This is a genomic window from Flavobacterium sp., assembly GCF_031363805.1.
GTDB lineage: Bacteria > Bacteroidota > Bacteroidia > Flavobacteriales > Flavobacteriaceae > Flavobacterium.
The window spans coordinates 1-2430 of record NZ_JANLVD010000151.1 but is presented as its reverse complement, the minus strand read 5'-3'; the positions used below and the strand labels follow the sequence as shown (position 1 = coordinate 2430).

At 34.0% G+C, this 2430-nt stretch carries 2 protein-coding genes; both read right to left on the bottom strand.

The features are described 5' to 3' along the window. The coding region (locus RMN92_RS08980; protein ID WP_409024854.1) for a WD40/YVTN/BNR-like repeat-containing protein at positions 1-2096 on the bottom strand (2096 nt) is incomplete at its 3' end. A gap of 99 nt (positions 2097-2195) precedes the next feature. Continuing rightward, on the bottom strand, positions 2196-2430 hold a 235-nt coding region (locus RMN92_RS08975), incomplete at its 5' end, for a T9SS type A sorting domain-containing protein (RefSeq protein ID WP_309609126.1).

Sequence of the window (2430 nt, the reverse complement as noted above, 5' to 3'; positions counted from 1 at the left end):
TCATTTTCTGGATCAATACTTATAATTGCTCTATTATTTTCTGTATCAGGTAGCGCAATTATGCTATTTGTTGCCCAATCATCTGTGGTTTTGGCAATATAACAACTTTGTGGGTATGGTGGTCTAACCACTACATACATTGTGTTGGTGTTGCGTCTGGAAATTTCAATTCCTAAAATTAGGGTATTTGCAGGTGCTGTATATTTAACCGACGAACTTGTACCGCCGTCTATACTTTTAAAAACCTTATTTTCATAGCCTTTATAAATATAATTGAAACAACTTGGGTGAAATTCCATTTCAGATGATTCTGTATACCAAGGTGATTCGTTTAATGGTAAAAAATCTCCTTGTGGCGCATCTAGAACTGCACCAGTAATTGTTGCTGGTAAAAGTTTACTACCCAAAATAGTTGAAAACACACGCGATTGATTGCTTGGACTTACATAACCCGACTGAGGTTCTCCGCCAGTTAAATTTAAAAATTCTCCTTGTGGGAAGCCTTCTGCGTAGGCATCTAAACCGTTATGAAAAGTACCACCAATTAAAATATCTCTGTTCCAACCAGATCCAAAGCCCCAAAAATCTACCCCTCGTACTCCATCCATTTTAAATTCTGAATTGGTATCAAAAAAATCATTCGATTTAAAAATTCCGCCATCTGTAGTTGCCCAATATTCGTTACCAAAAGCTTTATAATCTTGCTGATCTACATGTAAAATAGGTAAACTAGAACATTCATAATTATATTTACATGCAAAAGTTTGCCCGGCATCGGTGCTGCGATACATACCAATTCCGCCTACTAAAATATGATCGGCGTTAGTATTTGATGCCATAATGGCTAAATTCATTGTTCCTTGTCCAAAATCAAAACTAAATCCACCTAATGTATTGTAAGTTATTAAGTTAGGATGTGTTTCGCTGTATGGACCACCATCAAAACCCATAGTATTTGACCAATTTGAGCCACCATCGTTACTTTTATAAACACCAATAAAATTTTGGTCGCCATCTTTTGAGTTACCTGCTAGAACTACGTATACACGATTGCTATCTGCTGCCGAAACTGCAATTCTTGCACCGCCAACCTTTCTAACTGGGTCTGTAGATGTGTACCAACCCGTTGTTTGTGAAGTCCATGTTAAACCAAGGTCTGTAGAAACAAGAAACTGATGTGTTTTTGTTGTTTTATTATTTATGACAGCATATAATGTATTAGGATTGTTTGGCTTAGCCTTAATATCATAACACTCACTTGTTAGTATTTGGTTCCAGTTGGTACCGCCATTTGTAGTTCTATAAATCCCTTCTTTTCCGGCTAATAATACTACATTTGGGTTAGCCGCATTAATATGTATTTCGGCAGGGTTAATTATGTAGCCCGAATTTGCAATATTACTGGTAAAAACTGAAACCCAATTATTACCACCATCAATAGTTTTAAAAACCTGATTACCAGCACCAATATATACAATATCTGGGTTTGTGGGATGCACAGACAGCACAAAAACACCAGCATTTGCCACAACCGTAGATGTAGCATCTGCAGTAACTAGGGTTTTAGAGACGTTTACCCAAGAGTTACCCCTATCTACACTTTTGTAGACCTCACCAGGCTCTGTACCACAATACATAATATTTGGTGAACCTTCACAGCGATCAAGTGAAAAAACATTAGCTTGAGAACCACTGGGATTAACTCCGCCTGAGTTTGGATTTTTAAATGGTCCTAAAGCAGTCCAATTACCACCTGCTAACCTTTTTAATTGAGTATCGTTTTTTTGCTTGTTTGCAACAGCAGCAAATTTAGAATTTTTAGACAAATCTATTTTACCTTCATTATTCAAATATGGGTTAACCAATCTTCGCCAATGTTTGTAGTATTGTGTATAATTTGTTTTTTTATAGGCTCTAGATTGATAATATTTTAAGTACAAATCATCAACTTCATTAAAGTTTGGGTTATCTGCAAACATTTGTTTTGCCCAATCTGGGGCATTTTTGTATAATTCGCTATTTTTATCCACGTCTGATATTTGCCCATAACCTGATGCAAAACAAATAATTAAAATAAATAATTGAAACTTTTTCATGATTTTTTTAGTTTGTTTATAATTTAATATGATTTTTTGCATTAAGTTTTCAACTTTCCTCTAAGTTTTTAATTTTTATGCTAATTTTAATACTTCAACTTATTCTACAATAATCCTTTTAACCAATTTTTTTGAACCATTTTGAATATTGACAAAATATATACCTGAAGAAATAGTATTCATTTGTAATTCCTGATCAAACATACCAGAATTTAAAAATGATTTATTGTAAATATTTCTGCCACTCATATCGTAAACTATTATTTCAATTTTGTCATTGTTTTCTGGTTGAAATGATATTCTAAAACTACCTGTATTTGGATTTGGAAATAGT